The 17386-nt window shown below is 74.9% G+C and carries 17 protein-coding genes and 5 pseudogenes; 10 read left to right on the forward strand and 12 right to left on the reverse strand.

All coding sequences use genetic code 11. The features are described 5' to 3' along the window. Positions 1-215 precede the first annotated feature (215 nt). From ACFWEG_RS07850 to ACFWEG_RS07865, 4 genes and pseudogenes are all read left to right on the forward strand, one after another. A pseudogene (locus tag ACFWEG_RS07850) lies at positions 216-985 on the forward strand (alpha/beta fold hydrolase). Between the two features lie 88 nt (positions 986-1073). Then, the gene (locus ACFWEG_RS07855) at positions 1074-1547 is read left to right on the forward strand and encodes a carboxymuconolactone decarboxylase family protein (RefSeq protein ID WP_387210381.1); all 474 of its coding nucleotides are present in this window, start codon (positions 1074-1076) and stop codon (positions 1545-1547) included. A gap of 25 nt (positions 1548-1572) precedes the next feature. Continuing rightward, a complete protein-coding gene (locus ACFWEG_RS07860; protein ID WP_387210383.1) occupies positions 1573-2496 on the forward strand; it encodes an RNA polymerase sigma-70 factor in 924 nt (307 codons plus the stop codon). 54 nt (positions 2497-2550) lie between these two features. Continuing rightward, complete coding sequence (locus ACFWEG_RS07865; protein WP_387210385.1) at positions 2551-3591, forward strand: hypothetical protein; 1041 nt, start codon at positions 2551-2553, stop codon at positions 3589-3591. 321 nt (positions 3592-3912) lie between these two features. Here ACFWEG_RS07865 and ACFWEG_RS07870 read toward each other — a convergent pair whose 3' ends face one another. The 5 genes from ACFWEG_RS07870 to ACFWEG_RS07890 form a co-directional block, all read right to left on the reverse strand. Further along, positions 3913-4176 carry a hypothetical protein gene (locus ACFWEG_RS07870; protein WP_387210387.1) on the reverse strand — a complete coding sequence of 88 codons (264 nt, stop codon included), beginning with the start codon at positions 4174-4176 and terminating at the stop codon, positions 3913-3915. A gap of 107 nt (positions 4177-4283) precedes the next feature. Beyond that, complete coding sequence (locus tag ACFWEG_RS07875; RefSeq protein WP_018523299.1) at positions 4284-4487, reverse strand: cold-shock protein; 204 nt, start codon at positions 4485-4487, stop codon at positions 4284-4286. Positions 4488-4743: 256 nt separating this feature from the next. Next, positions 4744-5532, reverse strand: a complete 789-nt coding sequence (locus ACFWEG_RS07880; RefSeq protein ID WP_387210389.1) for an inositol monophosphatase family protein — start codon at positions 5530-5532, stop codon at positions 4744-4746. Between the two features lie 9 nt (positions 5533-5541). After that, entirely contained in the window at positions 5542-6438 is an 897-nt protein-coding gene (locus ACFWEG_RS07885) for a GNAT family N-acetyltransferase (RefSeq protein ID WP_387210391.1), read from the reverse strand. A 26-nt stretch (positions 6439-6464) separates the two neighbouring features. Further along, the gene (locus ACFWEG_RS07890) at positions 6465-6695 is read right to left on the reverse strand and encodes a hypothetical protein (RefSeq protein WP_387210393.1); all 231 of its coding nucleotides are present in this window, start codon (positions 6693-6695) and stop codon (positions 6465-6467) included. 298 nt (positions 6696-6993) lie between these two features. Here ACFWEG_RS07890 and ACFWEG_RS07895 point away from each other — a divergent pair, with 298 nt between their 5' ends. After that, positions 6994-7719 carry a class I SAM-dependent methyltransferase gene (locus ACFWEG_RS07895; RefSeq protein WP_387210395.1) on the forward strand — a complete coding sequence of 242 codons (726 nt, stop codon included), beginning with the start codon at positions 6994-6996 and terminating at the stop codon, positions 7717-7719. Positions 7720-7969: 250 nt separating this feature from the next. Here the strand turns inward: ACFWEG_RS07895 and ACFWEG_RS07900 are convergent, their stop codons facing one another. Then, complete coding sequence (locus tag ACFWEG_RS07900; RefSeq protein ID WP_387210397.1) at positions 7970-8449, reverse strand: nucleoside deaminase; 480 nt, start codon at positions 8447-8449, stop codon at positions 7970-7972. Next, positions 8446-8916: pseudogene (locus tag ACFWEG_RS07905) on the reverse strand (hypothetical protein). The gene ACFWEG_RS07900 and the pseudogene ACFWEG_RS07905 overlap by 4 nt, the downstream one beginning before the upstream one ends. 133 nt (positions 8917-9049) lie before the next feature. On the opposite strand from ACFWEG_RS07905, the pseudogene ACFWEG_RS07910 reads away from it, so the two are divergent. Together ACFWEG_RS07910 and ACFWEG_RS07915 are read left to right on the forward strand one after the other, a co-directional pair. Beyond that, a pseudogene (locus ACFWEG_RS07910) lies at positions 9050-9100 on the forward strand (hypothetical protein); the annotation flags it as partial. Positions 9101-9287: 187 nt separating this feature from the next. Then, on the forward strand, positions 9288-9761 hold the full coding sequence (locus tag ACFWEG_RS07915) for a hypothetical protein (protein ID WP_387210399.1): 474 nt from the start codon (positions 9288-9290) through the stop codon (positions 9759-9761). An 11-nt stretch (positions 9762-9772) separates the two neighbouring features. Here the strand turns inward: ACFWEG_RS07915 and ACFWEG_RS07920 are convergent, their stop codons facing one another. The 3 genes from ACFWEG_RS07920 to ACFWEG_RS07930 form a co-directional block, all read right to left on the reverse strand. Then, a complete protein-coding gene (locus ACFWEG_RS07920) occupies positions 9773-10249 on the reverse strand; it encodes a hypothetical protein (protein ID WP_387210401.1) in 477 nt (158 codons plus the stop codon). A gap of 10 nt (positions 10250-10259) precedes the next feature. Beyond that, entirely contained in the window at positions 10260-10898 is a 639-nt protein-coding gene (locus ACFWEG_RS07925; protein WP_387210403.1) for an HAD-IA family hydrolase, read from the reverse strand. A gap of 168 nt (positions 10899-11066) precedes the next feature. Next, complete coding sequence (locus ACFWEG_RS07930; protein ID WP_387210405.1) at positions 11067-12560, reverse strand: MFS transporter; 1494 nt, start codon at positions 12558-12560, stop codon at positions 11067-11069. A gap of 103 nt (positions 12561-12663) precedes the next feature. Between ACFWEG_RS07930 and ACFWEG_RS07935 the strand changes: the two genes are divergently transcribed. Further along, entirely contained in the window at positions 12664-13518 is an 855-nt protein-coding gene (locus ACFWEG_RS07935) for a helix-turn-helix transcriptional regulator (protein ID WP_387210407.1), read from the forward strand. Here ACFWEG_RS07935 and ACFWEG_RS07940 read toward each other — a convergent pair. Together ACFWEG_RS07940 and ACFWEG_RS07945 are read right to left on the reverse strand one after the other, a co-directional pair. Beyond that, the gene (locus tag ACFWEG_RS07940; protein ID WP_387210417.1) at positions 13481-14227 is read right to left on the reverse strand and encodes an MFS transporter; all 747 of its coding nucleotides are present in this window, start codon (positions 14225-14227) and stop codon (positions 13481-13483) included. The two genes, ACFWEG_RS07935 and ACFWEG_RS07940, sit on opposite strands and share 38 nt — an antisense overlap. 170 nt (positions 14228-14397) lie before the next feature. Beyond that, positions 14398-14940: pseudogene (locus tag ACFWEG_RS07945) on the reverse strand (MFS transporter); the annotation flags it as partial. A 124-nt stretch (positions 14941-15064) separates the two neighbouring features. Between ACFWEG_RS07945 and ACFWEG_RS07950 the strand changes: the two are divergent. Together ACFWEG_RS07950 and ACFWEG_RS07955 are read left to right on the forward strand one after the other, a co-directional pair. Then, a pseudogene (locus tag ACFWEG_RS07950) lies at positions 15065-15979 on the forward strand (LysR family transcriptional regulator); the annotation flags it as partial. A gap of 346 nt (positions 15980-16325) precedes the next feature. Continuing rightward, complete coding sequence (locus ACFWEG_RS07955; RefSeq protein WP_387210409.1) at positions 16326-17282, forward strand: TIGR03885 family FMN-dependent LLM class oxidoreductase; 957 nt, start codon at positions 16326-16328, stop codon at positions 17280-17282. Positions 17283-17386 lie beyond the last annotated feature (104 nt).

The raw sequence follows: 17386 nt of genomic DNA on the forward strand, positions 1-17386 counted from the left end.
GCGGAGGTCGGAGAAGCCATCCGGCGCCGGGGCCGCCTCAGCACGGTCGGCCGCCCCCGCCTCCCCCGACGCGCGGAGCCCGCCGCCCTCCCCGGCCGGCGCGTCGGCAACCCGGCCGCTGTCGTCGTCACTCGCCATGACGTGGTTCTACCGCATGATGCCGATCTGCTACAACCTGGTTATACAGCCAGGTTGTACGGGGCACGATCCGCGCCATGCCCACCTTCTCCGCCCCGGACGGCACCGCCCTCTCCTACCGCGCCCTCGGCGACGGCGCGCCCCTGCTCTGCGTGCCCGGCGGGCCCGCCGACTCCGCCTACCTGGGCGATCTCGGCGGGCTCTCCGCCCACCGTCGCCTGGTGCTCCTCGAACTGCGCGGGACCGGGCGCTCGGCCGTTCCCGACGACCCGGCGTCGTACCGGTGCGACCGACTCGTCGACGACGTCGAGGCGTTGCGGGCGCACCTCGGGCTCGGCTGGGCGGATGTGCTCGCCCACTCCGGCGGGGCGAACATCGCGGCGCAGTACGCGGCGCGGTACCCCGACCGGGTGGGCCGGATGCTGCTGGTCGGACCGGGCGGCCGGGCGCTCGGGGTCACGGTCGGGCCCGAGGTGCGGCAGGAGATCGCCCGGCGGCGGGCGCACGAGCCGTGGTTCCCCGCGGCGCACGCCGCGCTCACGGCGATCCAGGAGGGGACGGGCGCGGACCGGGACGCGGTCGCGCCGTTCTTCTGGGGCCCGGGTTCGGGGCGGAGGGGGCGTTCACCCCGGAGCGGACCCGCGCCGGACTCGCCGGGTTCTCGGCGCCCGTCCTGCTCCTGACGGGCGAGTTCGACATGAACAGCCCGCCGGCGTCGGTGGCCGAACTGGCCCAGGCTTTCGGGCCGGCGGCGACCACGGTCGTACAGCCGGGGGCGGGCCACTACCCCTGGCTGGACGACGCGGACGCCTTCCGCGCGGCGGTGACGCCGTTCCTCGCCGGGTGAGACGGGGGTCACACCGGCCGGTGTCACAGATCGCGGACCTGTCCCGTCCCGTGGATGAGGGCACACACACGGACCCGAGGAGGACACCATGGACGCTCGACTCGACTTCTTCGCCGGCGCCACCGCCGGCACGGCGTTCAAGCACGTCATGGCCGCGGGGAGGGAGCTCAAGGCGTCGACGCTGTCGCCGGTGACGCAGGAGCTCGTCGCGTTGCGGGTGAGCCAGATCAACGGATGCGCCGTCTGCATCGACTTGCACACCAAGGAGGCCGCGGCGGCCGGCGAGAGCGCGGTGCGGCTGCACCTCGTCGCCGGGTGGCGCGAGGCGACGGTCTTCAGCGAGGCCGAACGGGCCGCGCTCGCCCTGGCCGAGGAGGCGACGCGGGTGGCCGACGCGTCGACCGGGGTGAGCGACGCGGTGTGGGCGCGCGCCGTCCAGCACTACGACCAGGAGGAGCTCACCGCACTCGTCCTGTTCGTCTCGTTCATGAACATGGTGAACCGGCTCAACATCGTCACCCGGCAGCCGGCCGGGGACTACGTGGCCGGGCAGTTCCACTGAGTCGGTGCGCACCCAGGGAGTCGGGATGGGAAAGGTCGAGGAGTTCGAGGAGCTGCGGCCGCTGCTGTTCTCGATCGCGTACCGGATCCTCGGCAGCGTGGGCGAGGCGGAGGACGCGGTGCAGGAGACGTGGCTGCGGTACGACGCCTCGGCCACCCGCCCCGACTCGGTGAAGTCGTTCCTGTCCGCGACGGTCACCCGGCTCGCGATCGACGTCCTGCGCTCGGCGCGGGTGCGCCGGGAGAGCTACGTCGGGCCGTGGCTCCCGGAGCCGCTGCTCGACGACCCGTACGGGGACCCGGCCCGCGCCGCGGAGCTCGCCGACTCCGTATCGATGGCCGCGCTGCTCCTCCTGGAGCGGCTCAGCCCGCTGGAGCGCTCGGTGTTCGTCCTGCGGGACGTGTTCGGGTTCGGCTTCGACGAGATCGCCGCGACGGTCGGACGATCGGAGGCGGCTTGCCGCCAACTCCTCGTCCGGGCCCGTCGCCACATGCACGACGGCCGGCCCCGGTTCGAGGCGGACCGGGAGGAACGGCGGGAGCTGGCGGGCCGGTTCTTCGACGCGCTCCTCCAGGGCGACGTCGACGGGCTGCGCGCGTTGCTCTCCGCCGACGTCCAACTCGTCGGCGACAGCGGGGGGAAAGCCCCAGCCCTCCCCCGCACCGTCGCCGGCAACGACAAGGTGGCCCGGCTGCTCTCCGCGTTCTACCCACAACTCCGTTCCCTCGGCGTCTCGTTCGAGGCGTCGGAGGTCAACGGCCAGCCCGGGGCCGTCCTCCGCGACCGCGACGGCAGGCTCCTCCAGATCCTCGCCCTCGACATCCTCGACGGCCGCGTCCACACCATCCGCTCCGTCCTCAACCCCGACAAGCTCTCCCACCTCGGCCCACCCGCCGACGCCTGGGCCGTCGACCGCGAGTTCCGCGCGCGGCGGAAAAGGGATCGGTGACACGGCGTCGGCGCCCGCATACTGCAGGGTGACGGGGACGGGGGGAAGCGCAGGATGCCTGAGCATGACGGCACGGAGGTCGGGGACCTCGCCGGGACCGGGGTCGCGGCTCTCCGGCGCTCCGTGCGGCGGGAGGTACGGTTCGACCTCTCCAAGTACGACGACGCCCGCCGCAGCGGTGAGGTGGACGACTGGACGGATCACTCCGACATCGGGCAGTCCTTCGACGGGACCGTACTCACCGAGGAGGAGTACCAGCGGGTCGAGGACCTGTACATCGACGCGGTCGACGTCCTGGCGGAGGCGGTGGGCGCGGACCGCTTCGCCCTGGTGAGCCTCTACCCGGGCGAGCCGACGCCGGCGTGGCTGGGGGAGGTGTACGAGGGCCGGGTCGTCGACAGGCGGTCGGCCCTGCGCTTCCTTCGGGCCACGCTGCGGGGTGCGTCCTTCCACGGGGTGCTCAGAAGCAGGGAATTGGAGGTCTTCGCCGGTTTCGACTACTACCTGCACGTCTCCACCTCGCAGCGCGCGGAACGCGTGCTCGGCACCGTCGAGGAGATGGGGCTGTACCCGAGACCGTTCACCGACGAGGAACCCGAGGACGAGCCGCACGTGTCACGTCCCGCGGACGACCGGTTCTGGTCGGACGCCGCGATCCGCGCCGACGAGGCCCCGGCGCTCGTCCTGGAGCGCTGGGCGGCGCGAGGGGGTGAGTACGGCGAGCGGTGGTTCCTCGCGGCGGGCGGCGACTTCGCTCCGGTCGCCGCGTCGGTCCGCCGGCACTCCATGGTCGCCGTGTTCTCCGGAGTGCGGATCGGGTGGGCCCCACGGGACGAAGTAGCACGCACACTGGACGCGTTGGACGCGGACGGCGAGGACCCTCGGATCGTCGTCTTCCCCCGCCCCGAGGGCACGGCGCTGCGGACCATGGAGTGCGGTGAGGGCGAACCGGTGCCTACCGCAGCCGAGTTGCCGGAGGGATCCGAGTTCGGCTACTTCGTACGGCCGGCTGAGGACCTGGCCTGCGTGCAGGCCGTGTGGCCGGGCGAGGACGGACGGATCGTCGGGGAATGGCCCGTGGGGCGGCTCGGCTGAGCGGGAGCCTCCGACGGACCGGCCGGCGGGGCCCCGCGGCGGAAGGGGGTGCGCTGTCGGGCCCCGTGCACGGCGGGAGGGCCACGCCCGGACGGTGGTCGGGGGTGGCCCTCCCATGGGGGGGGTGGGACGGGCCCGGGGCGGCGGAGGGGGCGCTCGGGGCCGGTGGGGGCGGCGGCTCCGGGCGGCGGCTCCGCGCCCGCGGGCCCGTCCTCGGGAACGACTATGCACCTGGCACGCGCACGCTCCGAGTGTGTGAACGCTTCAGGTGCGCGCACTCCGTTCACACCCCGTGTGCGGGGCGGTGGTGCGGGGGGCGGATCAGGTCGTCGGGACCGGGTGGCCGCCGTCGCCCTCGACGACGATGCGGTCGGCGCCGGGTTCGGGGGCCGTGTCGGCCATGGTGACGTCGACCGTGCCGTCACCGGTGGTGTCGAACTGGTACAGGTCGGCCTTGCCGTCACCGGTGGTGTCGGTCATCCAGACGTCGGTTTTCCCGTCGCCGTTGGCGTCGGCGGACAGGACGACGTGGTGCTCGTCGCCCAGGGTCTCGACCACTTCCTCGGGGCTCTCATGCGTCTCCATGACCGCCGGTTGCCCCCGGACCGGGCGCCGAAACCGGCGCGCCGCGCCCGGACGCGCGCCGGCCCCCGGCGGTGTGCCGGGGGCCGGACGTGTGAACCCGTACGGGATCAGACGGCGGTGATGTTCTCCGCCTGCGGGCCCTTCTGGCCCTGCGTGATGTCGAACGTGACGGCCTGGCCCTCCTGGAGCTCACGGAAGCCGGTCGCGTTGATGTTGGAGTAGTGGGCGAAGACGTCCGGGCCCCCACCGTCCTGCTGGATGAAGCCGAAGCCCTTCTCGGCGTTGAACCACTTCACTGTTCCGCTGGCCATGACCTTTGTTCCTTCGAGTCGATATCGGGGGCCGCACCGCGCGGACCCCGGAGGTGATCGCCCTGGTCACACACCCGCACAGCGAAAAGCCCGCACCGGAGCGCGGGCAGGTACTGCGAACCACGACATCTGCGGGTGACGCTACACGGTGGAACCGCCGCCCACCAGAGAGCAACTGCACAACGTCGCCCGTCTGTCGCCCGCCGGGCGGCACGCAAACCGGACGTGTCCGGGCAACCCCCGCGACCGGCCGGCCTCAGCGGGCGATCATCGCCGTCAGCGCCGCGTGCGTCTCCGCGTCGGCGGCGGCGAGGAGCCCCCGCCCGGCCGGCCCGAGCGGCCCGCCGTCGACCCCGGTCACGACGCAGCCCGCGGCGCGGCAGAGCGCGATGCCGGCGGCGAAGTGGACACTGCCGGTCAGGTCGCCGCCGTCCGTGACGTACGCGGCGCGCCGGCCGGCGGCGACCCAGGCGAGGGCGAGCGTCGTGGAGACGACGCGCGGCCGGAACCGCGCGGCGAAGTCGGGGTGCGCGAGCAGGTCGACGGCCCGGAAGGCGGGCGCGCCGGGGAACGGCGGGTCGAGGTTGACGTCGACGAGGCCGGTGGCGGCGGTCGGGGCGAGCGGGGTGTCCTCGCCGTCGCGCCTGAGCCACGCGGTGGTGCCGTCCGTGTGGAACACCTCGCCGCCGAACGGGTCGGCCACCGCGGCCGGGCCGCCGCGCAGGGCGACGTTCACGGCGACGAGCATGCCGCCGGTCGCGTAGTTCAGCGTCCCGCACAGCGGGTCCACGAACCACCGGCGCGCCGCGTCCACCCCGCCGCGCAGCCCGCCCTCCTCGCCGTGCACGGCGTCGTCGGGCCGCGCGTCGCGCAGCACACCGATGATCGCCTCCTCGGCGGCGACGTCGGCTTCGGTGGCGAAGTCACCGCCGCCCTTGTCCACGCGCCCCAGGCGTCGGCCGAAGCGTTCGCGTACGGCCTGTGCGCCGGCGCGGGCGGCGATGACGGCGAGTTCGGTGTCGGGTACGGCGTCGGTGGTGGTCACGGCGGCAGGCTATCGGGGGCGGGGGCCGTCGGTTCCGTCGTACGCGAACCGGTGGCCGGCGAAGTCGGCGAGGTGCACGAAGCCCAGGCGCTGGTAGAGCGCGTTGCTGGTGGGGTTGTCGGGGTCGGTGAACAGGACCACGTCCGTCGCCCCCGCGGCGAGCGCGGCCCGGGACGCCGCCGCCGTCACGGCGCCCGCGTAGCCGCGCCCTCGGTGTTCCGCGGGGGTGTAGACGGGGTCGACGCGGACCATGCCCCCGGTCACGGAGGTCGCGGCGGCCATGGAGACGGGGACGCCGGCCCGGGTCTCCCAGAGGGTGAAGTGCCGGTCCCCGAAGCGGGATGCGTCCCACCGGCCGGCGTCGATGAGGTCGATGGAGCGCTGTTCGTCGACGTCGACGCAGAACTCCCGGCACCAGCCGATGACGTGGTCGCGGTCGCCCGCCTCCGCGGAACGCCCCTGTCCTTCCGCCGCCGGCTGCGGCGGGACGAGGGTGCCGAGGCGGTAGAGCTGGGTGCGCCAGAAGCGTGCGGCGGACGCGCCCGTACGACGCCGCCAGGCCTCGGCGAAGGCGTCGGCGGTGTCGCGGTCGGCGATGACGGTGTCGGGGGCGTGGCCGAGCCCCGCGAGCAGGTCGGCCAGGGCGTCGGTGCGCGCGGCCGCCAGGGGCGTGAGGCCGAGGCGGCCGCGCGGGGTGAGGTAGACGACGGCGCGGACCTCGCCCCCGGCCTCCAGGTGGCCGAACAGGGCGGGTTCGGCGGCGCGGTGGGCGCCGTCCCGGAGCCGCAGGGGCTCGATGTCGGTCAAGGGCGTGTTGTGCAGGGCGGCGCGTGAGCGCAGGAAGCCGCCGGCGCGGGCGAGGAGGGCGTCGACGTCGTCGGTGAGGTGCCACTGGTCCGGGAGCATGCCCCATGATCCCGGAGGCCGCCGGGTCAGGAGCGGCGGCCCTGGTTCCTCGGGTGGTTGCGGGCGGTGCGCTCGTTGCCGAACTTGTACGAGCCGGTCCAGCGGGCCATCACCTCCTGGGCGTCGCCCGACTCCACCTCCTCGGTGAACTTCACCGCCCGCTCGCCGCGCAGCGTCGTCGCGTTGCGGCCGCGGTGCGTGATGTGGACGGTGCCGTCGGGGCGGGTCGTGTAGCTGAAGCCGGAAGGACGCGGCACGGGTCTGCCTCTTCTCTCGGGTGCGGTGGCGGGGCGAGGACGGTCGGGTTCAGGCCGTGTTCCCACTCCCGGCCCGCTCCCAGGAGGCCCGCACCGGCAGCACGCTCGGCGCGGTCTCTTCTCCGCCACCCACGGATGCGGCCGGTGCGCGGCCTCACCCGGGGCGGCGGAGGAGCTCAGTGTGCCGCAAGCCCGGCGGCCACTGAGCGCCCCGTCACGTGCGGGGGCTCGTACGAGCCCCCGCGCACGGCCCGGAAACCGGTGGAGCCCCACCCTCCGCCGCGCCTACCGTCACCCCATGGCCGACGAGAACTTCCGCGATCCCCGATGGGCCGCCCTGTACGACCCGCTCGACCCCGACCGCCGCGACCTCGACGCCTACCTCGCCATGGCCGAGGAGTTCGGCGCGCGCTCCGTCCTCGACATCGGCTGCGGCACCGGCGTCCTCGCCCTGCTCCTCGCCGCGCGCGGCCTCGACGTCGTCGGCGTCGACCCCGCGACCGCGTCCATCGCGGTGGCGCGCGCCAAGTCCAGCTCGGAAGCCGTCCGTTGGGTCGTCGGCGACGCCACCGCCCTCCCTCCGCTCCAGGTCGACCTCGCCACCCTCACGGGCAACGCCGCCCAAGCCATCGTCGACCCGCCCACCTGGCACGCCACCCTCCGCGCCGCCTTCGCCGCGCTCCGCCCCGGCGGCCACCTCGTCCTCGAAACCCGCGACCCGGCACGGCGCGCGTGGCAGGAGTGGACCCGCTCCGCCTCCTACGCCGAAACCGACGTCCCCGCCGCGGGCGGCCGGGTGGCCCACTGGGTCGAACTCATCTCCGTCCACCTCCCCTTGGTCACCTTCCGCGGCACCGCCGTCCTCCCCGACGGCGAGACCCTGACCTCGACCTCCACCCTCCGCTTCCGCGACCGCGACGAACTCTCACACGACCTCACCACCCACGGCTTCACCCTCACCCCCGTCCGCGACGCGCCCGACCGACCGGGTCGCGAGTTCGTGTTCGTGGCGCGAAGGCCGTGAACCGGACCGAGGTGGCGCCGACTTCCAGGCCGGCATAGAACTCAGCCCGGCCGGCGCTTGAGGCCGCCGGCCGCAGGCCGGTATGCGCGGCGCAGCCGCGAATGCGCGCGCCACCGGCGCAAGGTGGCAGACCCAGCCCGGCCGACACAACCACAGCCCGGCCGGCGCTTGAGGCCGCGCGGCCGCAGGTCGTGCATCCGCGGCGGAGCCGCGAATTCGGGCGCGCGCCGCCGCACATGACACCCGCCGCTCACCCCCGAAAGCGTCGGTGCAACTCCCGCACCTCCTCCGCCAACCCCGAAACGGGCCCGGCCGTCGGCACACCAGGAGCGACGTCCCCGATGGACAGCGGCCGGACGGGCGCAGGCCCGACACCCAACTCCGCCAGCCACGCCCCCAGTTGCTCCGTCGAGCTGACGTAGACGATCCTCCCCAACCCCACCCACGCATGCGCCGCCGCACACATCGCGCAGTGCTCACCGGAGGTGTACACCGTCGCGACCCCCCGCTCCCCCACCGGCAGGTGCTCCGCCGCCCACCGGGCGAGCTCGATCTCCGGGTGCCGGGTCGGGTCCCCCGTCGTCCGCTCCCGGTTGCGGTCCTCGGCGAGGACGCGCCCGTCCCCGCCGACGAGGACGGAGCCGAACGGCTCGTCCCCCGCTTCGACCGCCTCCGCGGCCAGCTCGACGGCGCGGCGCAGATGCCGCATCTCGGTGTCGTCGAAAGTCACGACTGCTCCGTTCGCAGAGGTCCGGTGAACAGGTACCGGCGCGCGGCGACCGTGGCGAGGGCCTGCCACGCCGGCCCCGGATCGAGTGTCTCCGACGGATCCCCGCCGAAGGGGTCGAGAACGACCGTGTCCGCCCCCAGCCGCGCGATCTGCCGCAGATCGTCCACGACCTGCTCGACCGTACCCTCGCCGGTGATCCGCAGCGCGATGCGGGGCGCGAACGCCGGCCGCCCCCCTCCGCGGCCGCGACGGCCGCCATCCGGCCCACCGCGCCCCGCAGCCACGGCACCGTGTTCCGCAGCGGGTGCCACGCCTGCCCCAGCCGGTGCGCCCACCGGATGCCCGCGTCGCTGTTCCCGCCCGTCCAGAACACCGGCGAGGTAGGCGAGCGCGGTGAACGGCTCGTAGAACGGCGCCGGGTACTGCGCGGCGACGTCCGGCGTCACCGCGACGTGGTCCGAGACCATCAGCAGGTCGGCGCCGAGGTCGACCTCGCCCGCACCGGCTACGCGGTCCTAGCCCCTCAAGTATCCCGGCAGCCGGCACGGTCCGCTGCACCGGCTCCTCGACGAGCGCGCCGAGACCCTGGAGTGCCCGCGGATCACCGGCGACGACTGCTACACGCTGAAGGTGGACGCGACGTCCAGGCCGCACCTGGAGCACGCCGTCGACGCCCTCACCGAGTCCGGCAGCACGACGACGAACGTCGTCGACTCCCAACCCCTCCCCGACGCGGCCCGCGCGCCCCCTCCTGACCCCGGCCGGGGTGGGCTGCCGGCAGCCGCCGCGGCGGAAACTCGGTCGCCGCACCGGCTGCCCGTGCCGCATCATCGGCCGCATGAACGTCGTCGTCCAACGCGTGCGCACGTCCTGGACCAAGGCATCCCGGGGCGGCCCCGGCGCCGCCGTGCGCAACGCGGCGCCGATCGCTTTCGCCGTGCCGCTCGGCCTGGGTTCGGGTCTGCACGAGGTCGTCCTCGCCGAGGCGGACGGGTTCGTCCCGCAGATGACCGAGGGCGAGCTGTCGGACGCGGGCCTACAGCTCCGTGAGGCGGACGGACTCCTCCGTGTGCGGCCCCCGGAGCTGGCCCGCATGACCGCGCCCCGACGAGACCGCCGTCCCCCGTCGGTCCGCCTTGCCCCCGGACAGTGGCTGCGGTGGCAGATCAACTACCGCTTCGGCGGCGGTTGGAGCGACACGTGGACGTACCGCCTCGACACCCTGAACATCGCCTACGGTCCCACCTCCGCCGACGTCTTCCTCACCACCCCGCCCACCCGCACCGTCGACGAGCGCGGCTTCCTGCGCTGAGGCGGCGGGGCCTACCGCAGCGGCAGGCCCTCCGGCGCGGTCAGGCCGGTGGGCGTGGCGCGGAAGGCGGCGGTCCACGCCGTCGGCTCGCAGCCCTCACCGTTGGGGTGCTGCTCCTCCAACGTCGCATCGACCGCGTCCGTGACGAGCCGGCTGCCGTCGGCCGCGGACGTGACGGAGAGGCGGACGCGTACGGGCCCCGGGCCGTCGGCCTCGGGGAGCGGGATCGAGAGGCCGGGGACGAAACTCGGGTCGTCCCCGCCGGACCGGCGCTCCTCGCAGACCTCGCCGACACACAGCCGCAGCGTCGCCGCGTCCGCCGCGCCGAAGTCCGCGGGGCGCCAGCGCACGGAGACGCCCGAGTCCATGTCCACGAGCGTGCACACCTTCGTCCCGCCCCCCGAGCAGCCGCTCAGCACGGCAACGGCGACCAGCACGGTGACGGCCCGCCGCCCCGTGCCCCCTCTTCGAACGTCCCCCACGATCATGGAGCGCACCCTACGCCGCCGAGAAGAGGACCGGGGTGAGCGCGGTCCGCAGGTCGGCCACCTCGCGGTAGTGCACCGTTCGCATCCCCAAGGCGGCTGCCGAAAGCAGGTTCTCGGCGCGGTCGTCCACAAACAGGCAACGCGCAGGCGGCACTTCAACACACTCCGACGCCAACTCGTAGATCCCGGGATCCGGTTTGGCGATCCCGACGGCACTGCTGTTGACCACGTGTGCGGCGAGATCGGCGATCCCGAGCCGCACGAGGTCCTCGTCGAGCCAGGGAGCGGCGTTCGTGACGAGCACCAGCGGGACGCGGACCCGCCGCAGCAGCGCGACCACGGCGGGATCGACGAACGACGGCGCATACGCGAACTCCCGTGCCAGCACCTCCGCCCGCGCTGCCGGAACGAACGCCCTCAGCCCGGCCGCGACGGACCGCCGCCACTCCTCCCGCGTGCTCCTCCCGAGCAGCAGCGGCAGGTCCCGCTCCGGCGCGTACGCGATCTCGGCGGTGGTCCCCACGGGCAACCCGGCGACGGCCTCCAGCCGGGCGACCTCGGTCAGGTCGTAGAACCGGACGACGTTGTCGAGGTCGCACAGGACGGCCTCGCACGGCGGGACACGGCGTTCACGCTCCGGGGATGCCATCCCGTACGTGTACCAGGCGCGCCGCACAGCCCGCGACCCGGGGATCCGCTCGCGATCGCACGCCTGCCGCGCGTGCCTCGGCGGAGCGCTGCGGCAGCCCGGGGCCCCGCGCCTTCATAGGACCCGAACCGGCGACACCGCGGGCGGAGTTGCCGGTGGGGGCGGGGTCTACGGACGGGGGCCGGGCGCGACGGTCAGGGGTGTGGGGCGGGGTGAGGGGAGGAGGCGGAGGGTTGTCGCGGCGAGGGCGGCGTGGAGGAGTCCTGCGGTCAGGGCGACGGCGTGGAGGCCGGTGACGAAGGCGGTCCTCGCGTCGGCGAGCGCGGCGGGGGTGAGGCCGGGGAGGTGGAGGGTCTCGTCGAGGGTGGGGGCGAGGCCGGGCCCCTGCAGGCGGAAGACGAGCGCGGCGAGCGAGCCGAGGAGCGCGATGCCGAGCGCGTTGCCGATCTCGTTGCCGGTCTCCGCGATCGCCCCGGCCGCACCCGCCCGCTCCGCGGGGACCGCGCCGACCGCGGTGTCGGCGACGACGCTGAAGGAGATACCGAAGCCGACCCCGGTGACGACGGTGGAGGCGACGTACCAGCCGACGCCGCCGGCGGCGGTGACGGGCAGGAGCAGGAGGAGGCCGCCGGCGACGGTGAGGTGGCAGGCGACGAGCGCGGTCCGCTTGCCGACGCGGTCGACGACGGCGGGGGTGGCGACGCAGGTCGCGGTGAGGACCGCCGCCCCGGGGAGCGCGAGCAGCGCCGCGTGCAGGACGCCCAGGCCGAGGACGGACTGCAGGTACCCGGCGGAGACGTACGCGGCCGCCGACCACGCCGCCAGCGGCAGCAGCCCGGTGACGACCGCGAGCGAGAAGGTGCGGTCGCGGAACAGGGAGAGGTCGACCAGCGGATGCTCCAGACGCCGCTGGCGCCGTACGAAGGCCGCGAGGACGGTGAGGCCGAGGAGACCGGTCGCGACCGGCGGGGCGGACGGACCGTCCGCGGCCAGGTGCTTGACGCCGTACAGCGCGAGGAGCAGCCCCCCGGCGGAGGTCACGACGCCGACGATGTCGACGGGAGCGGTCCGGGTCGTCCGCGCCTCACGCAGCAGGAGCGGCGCGAGCAGCAGGAACAGCGCGACGACGGGCAGGTTGACGAGGAAGACCGAGCCCCACCAGAAGCGTCCCAGCAGTACGCCGCCGACGACCGGGCCGACGGCGAACCCGGCCGCGAACGCGGCGGCGAAGATCCCGATCGCGCGGGCGCGCCGCCCGGGGTCGGGGAACAGTTCGCCGAGGACGGCGAGCGCCGAGGGCAGCAGCGTCGCGCCGGCCGCACCCATCAGCGCGCGGAACGCGATGAGCAGCTCCGGGCTCGGCGCGAAGGCGGCTCCGGCGGATCCGATGCCGAAGACGGCGGCGCCGGCCATCAGGAGCCTCAGCCGGCCGTAGCGGTCGCCGATGCCGCCGAAGGCGACCAGCAGGGACCCCACGGCGAGACCGTAGACGTCCAGCACCCACAGCGCCTGGCCGGCGGTGGGCGAGAGGGCCGCGGTGATGCTCGGCATCGCGAGGAAGAGGATCGATCCGTCCATCGAGACCAGCAGGACCGGGCCCAGGACCACCACGAGGCCGAGCCGGGCCCGCGGGCCGGAGGGGGTGTGCGCATGTCGGGTCATGGCGCCGACCGTCCGGCACCGCGCCGGCGGCAGCCATCCCCGTGCCGTGGGTACACCCGGCAGGTGCACCCGCGCGCGCGTCCCGCGCCCTAGGCTCGCGTCCATGGACAGCCTGGGAACGTTCCTGAAGAGCCGCCGTGACCGGGTCACCCCGGCCGCGATCGGCCTGCGCACCTACGGCGCCTCCCGCCGGGTCCCCGGCCTCCGGCGCGAGGAGCTGGCCCAACTCGCCGGAGTCAGCGCGGGGTACTACACGCGCCTGGAGCAGGGCCAGGCCGACACGGCGTCCGGGCAGGTGCTCGACGCGCTGGCCCGCGTCCTCGGGCTCGACCGGGTGGAGACCCTCCACCTGCACAACCTCGCCCGGCCGTCCGCGCGGCCCGGCCCCGTCGAACCGCCGCCCGAGGAGCCGCACCCCCGCGTCCTCACCCTGCTGGACTCGCTCGGCGAGAGCGTCCCCGCGGTCGTCCTCGGCCGGCGCGGCGACGTGCTCGCCTGGAACCGCACCGGGCACGCGCTCCACGCCGAGCACGTCCCGTACGACGCGCCGCACGACCCGTCGCGGCGCCCGTCGATCCCCCGGATGTTCTTTCTCGACGCCCACCTGCGCGGCATGTACCGCAACTGGCACGAGCTGGCCCGCGTCCACGTCGCCTACCTGCGGCTGACCGCGGGCCGCTACCCGGCCGACGCCCGACTGGTCCGGCTGATCGGCGAACTCGCCGTGTGGAGCGCGGACTTCGCGACGATGTGGGCCGCCGGCGAGGTCTCGGACTGCACGGTGGGGACCATGCGCCTCAGCCATCCCACCGTCGGGGACCTGGACGTGGACTACCAGGTGTGGCTCCAGCCCGACAGCCCCGACCACCGGGTCGAGATCTACACCGCGGGCGACGCGGCCTCGTCCGACGCGCTGCGGGTCATCGCCCAGCAGAGCGGTCGGACCGCCGGGAGGTAGGACGGGCGGGCGCAGCCTCCTGCGCCGAACGTGCCGAGCGCGCCGAACTCGCCGCATGTGCCGACCGGTTCGACCCGGGCGACCGGTCCGACCGCGCCGACCGGGCCCGGGCGGGCAGCCCCCGCAGCCCCGCCTCGCGCCACGGCAGCAGCACCGCCGTCGCCAGCAGCCCCACCCCCGCCGCGCCGATCGCCGCGCGGAGCCCGACCAGGCCGGCGAGGAGGCCCCAGACGGCGGTCAGGAGGGCCGTCGAGGCCTTGACGGTCACGCCCCACGCGGTCAGCGTGCGGGCGGTCCGGTCCGGCGGGGTGCGGGTGAGCCGGTGTGTGGCGTACACCGGGTTGAAGACGCCGCACGACAGGATGAGCAGGAACTCGACGGCCATGACGAGGAGCAGGCCGCCCGTCCCCGGCCCGGTGAAGGCGAGCCCGACCGGCCAGAGGGTGCGCAGCGCCCCGGCCGCGCACAGGACCCGGCCCTCGCCGTGGCGGCGCACGAGCGGCCGGGCCAGGCGCGAGCCGAGCAGCCCGCCGATCGCGGGGACGGCGAAGGCGAGGCCGTATTGCCAGGGGGCGAAGCCGAGCCGGCCGAGCATGAGGACGGCGAGCAGCGGCTGGGCGGCCATGAGGAGGCCGTTGAAGAGCGCGGTGTTGAGGAGCAGCGGGCGCAGGGCCGGGTCGGCGAGGATGTGCCGCCACCCGTCGAGCACGTCCCGCGTCCACGGCGCCCCGGGGGCGGCCGGCCCCTGCGCGGCCGCGGACCCGCCGGGCCCGCCGCGCCTGGCCGCGGAGCCGGATCCCGGCCCTCGTCCGGGCCGGTCGCCGCCTCTGACCTCCGGCCCCGCCGCCACCCGCCGCCCGCCCCGAGGGCGAGCGCGGACAGCAGGTAGCTGAGCGCGTCCGCGAGGACCGTCGCGACCGGGCCGAGGAGGCCGGCCAGCGCCCCGCCGAGGGGCGGGCCTACGACGCTGGTGGTCCAACTCGTCGCCTCCAGGCGGGCGTTGGCGACGAGGAGGTCCTCGGGCGGGAGGAGGGACTTCAGGTACGCACCGGAGGCCGTGCGGAAGGTGACGTCCGCGGCGGAGGTGGCGACGGAGACCAGCAGGAGCTGGACGAAGGTGAGCGCGCCGAGGGCGTACGCGGCGGGGACCGTGACCAGGGCCGCGCACCGCAGCAGGTCGGCCGCGACGAGGACCTGCCGCTTCGGACGGGACTCGACCCACGGCCCGAGCGGCACGGCGACGAGCGCACCGGCCGCGACCCCCGCCGCGGCGAGCGCGGCGACCTCCGCGGGGCCGGCGTCGAGGACCTCCACGGCGATGAGCGGGAACGCGCCGAAGGCGAGCCAGGTGCCGAGTGCGCTGGTGCCGTAGGCCGTCCGGAGCCGTCCGAACGGGCGTCCGAGATCGTGCCTTCGCCTCATGCCGTCGCCCTCCGCTCCACAACCGTCCGGTGCAGCGGACAGCAGAGCACCGCAGGTGGCCGCAGTTCAAACAACCGAAGGGACGTATCCGCACAACCGGAGGTTGTACGCGTACGGTGTCGGCATGGATCTCAACGCCGTCCGCACCTTCGTCGCCGTCGTCGACGCGGGCCGGTTCCAGCAGGCCGCCGCCGAGCTCGGCGTCACCCAGCAGGCCGTCTCCAAGCGGATCGCCGCGCTGGAGCGGGAGCTCGGCGTGCGGCTGTTCACACGCACCGCGCGCGGCGCGGAGCCGACGATCGACGGGCAGGCGTTCCTGCCGCACGCGCGGGAGCTGGCGCGGGTGGCCGACCGCGCGGCGGAGTCCGTACGGGCCGGGCGGCGGCCGCTGCGGGTGGACGTGCTGGCCTCGCGCAGCGCGCAGTCGGCGCTGATGCGCGGGTTCCACCGCGCGCACCCGGACACCGAGCTGGACGTGGTGATGCTGTTCGACGTCGACAAGGCCGTCGCGGCGCTCCGGTCCGGGGCGATCGACGCGACGTTCCGCGCCGTCGCCGCGCCGGGGCATCCGCTGCCGGATGACGTCGCGTCCGTGCGGGTGCTCGACGAGCGCCTGGAGCTGCTCACCGGCCCCGGCCACGCGCTGGCCGGGGCCCGGTCGGTGACCGTCGCGCAGCTCGTCGGGCACAGGATCTGGATGCCGGGCATCGTGCCGGGGACGGAGTGGGCGGCGTACTACGACGAGCTGGTGGCGGCGTTCGGCCTCACCGTCGAGGCCACCGGCCCGAACTTCGGCTCCGACGCGCTGCTCGACACGATCGCCGACACCCCCGCCCTCGCCACGTTCATGGGCGCGGACTCCCGGCTCGTCTGGCCGGCCGGGCACGGGCTGCGCCGGATCCCGGTCACGGACCCGACGCCGGTCTACCCGCACTCCCTGCTCTGGCACCGCGACAACCCCCACCCGGCCCTGCCCGCGCTCCGCGCCCACCTCACACCGGCGCCGACCGACGCGCCCGGCACATGGAGGCCCACCTGGCCACACCGCACGGCGTACGCGACACACACGGCACATACGACACACCGACCGCCGACTGACCCGATCGGGCCCCCCTTCACGCCCGACCCCGCACCCCACCGCCCCTCCCGCACGGCCTGCCCTCCAGCGCACGACGGTCCCGCGCACGGCCGACCGTCGGACGCGATCGATTCCCCCGCGCAGCCCCGACCTCCGCGCCCCCCACCCCTCACGCGCGCCCCCCCACCCCGCCGGCCCTCACCCGCAGTCCGTCCCGGGCCGCGGGGACTCGGGGCCGATGATCCGGCGCGGCGGGGGCAGACGGGGCGGTATGACCGTCTACGGAATTCACGCGTCTCATGAACAGGTGCCGCCCGCGGAGCTGTTGGCCGCGGTCGTGCGCGCGGAGCAGGCCGGGTTCACCGCGGCGATGTGCTCGGACCACTTCTCGCCGTGGAGTGTGCGGCAGGGGGAGTCGGGGTTCGCCTGGTCGTGGCTGGGCGCGGCGCTGCAGGCCACGGAGCAGGTGCCGTTCGGGGTGGTGAACGCGCCCGGCCAGCGCTACCACCCGGCGATCATCGCGCAGGCGATCGGCAGCCTGGGGGCGATGTTCCCCGGCCGCTTCTGGGCCGCGCTCGGCAGCGGTGAGGCCTCCAACGAGCACATCACCGGCGGGGGTTGGCCCCGCAAGGACGTCCGCAACGCACGGCTGCGCGAGTGCGTGGACATCATCCGCGCCCTGCTGCGCGGCGAGGAGGTCAGCCACGACGGCCTCGTGACCGTCGACCGGGCCCGGCTGTGGACCCGTCCCGACACCCCGCCACCGCTCATCGGCGCGGCGTGCAGCGAGAAGACGGCCGCGTGGTGCGCGGAGTGGGCCGACGGGCTGATCACCGTCAACGCGCCGGTCGAGCAGCTGCGGAAGATCACCGACGCCTACCGCTCGGCGGGCGGCGAGGGCCCCCTGCACCTCCAGGTGCACCTGAGCTGGGCCCCCGACGAGGACGAGGCGCTCGCCCTCGCCCACGACCAGTGGCGCACCAACGTCCATGGCCCGCCCGCGAGTTGGGACCTCGACATGGCGGAGACGTTCGACAACGTCAGCGAGCACGTCTCGCCCGAGCACGTGAGGCGGTCCGTCAACGTCTCCTCCGACCTCGGCCAGCACACCGCGTGGCTCCAGGAGTACGCCGAGATGGGCTTCGACTCGGTGATGCTGCACCACGTCGGGCAGCAGCAGAGCGCGTGGATCGACGCGTTCGGGTCGAAGGTGCTGCCGCAGCTGGACGTCACCCGTCCCGCGCCGGCGTCCGCACGGCCCTGACCGTGGCCCGCCCCGGCCCACCGGCCGGGGCGCACCCGCGCAGGGCGCACCCGCCGGGCACGCACCCGCGCACACGACACCGCCGCCGCGCCCGTGGGAGGGGG

The organism is Streptomyces sp. NPDC060194, from assembly GCF_042728285.1.
GTDB lineage: Bacteria > Actinomycetota > Actinomycetes > Streptomycetales > Streptomycetaceae > Streptomyces.